The organism is Bacteroides sp. AF39-11AC, from assembly GCF_003474285.1.
In the GTDB taxonomy this organism is placed as follows: domain Bacteria; phylum Bacteroidota; class Bacteroidia; order Bacteroidales; family Bacteroidaceae; genus Bacteroides.
In genome coordinates this window covers 1-617 of record NZ_QROH01000021.1, presented here as the reverse complement: position 1 = coordinate 617, position 617 = coordinate 1, and the positions used below count along the sequence as shown (strand labels likewise).

1 protein-coding gene is annotated in these 617 nt (G+C 38.6%); it reads left to right on the top strand.

Features of this window, described 5'->3' with window-relative positions; translation table 11 throughout:
* Positions 1-54: 54 nt before the first annotated feature.
* Positions 55-617, top strand: a 563-nt coding sequence (locus DW036_RS25110) for a phage integrase SAM-like domain-containing protein (RefSeq protein WP_187374680.1), incomplete at its 3' end; no start/stop codon positions are given.

The window sequence follows — 617 nt, the reverse complement described above, 5'->3', positions numbered from 1 at the left end:
ATTCATGTTCATTTTATATATATTGCACGATGAAATTATATAAATTATTTAGGAATGAATAGAAATGAAGTTACTTTACAGAAGATGTTCTCAATGATAATTGAGGAACTTCGCGAAAACAGCCGATGGGGAACTGCGCATATCTATCAGGCTACATCAAATGCCTTTTCTACATTTGTAAACAATCAAGAACTGCCCTTGCGTAAATTAAATTCCGCAATACTGAAGCGGTTTGAGAACCATCTGAGACAACGGAACTGTAGTTGGAATACGGTTTCTACCTACATAAAAACAATACGCTCTGTCTACCACAGAGCTGTTGATATGAAATGCGCCCGGTATATACCAAGACTGTTTGAACACGTATATACGGGAACGCGTGCAGATAGAAAGAAATCATTGGAAACATCAGATATAAGCTACCTGGTTCGTCAAACGGAAATGAGCATACAAGAGACGAATTATTTATCTCAGAATCAGCAGACAAAGGTATTTTTTGTTCTTATGTTTATGTTGCGTGGCATTCCGTTTGTTGACCTGGCCTATCTGCATAAAAGGGATCTTCAGGGCAATGTATTGTCTTACCGTCGTCGTAAAACAGGACGGGCTTTGACGGT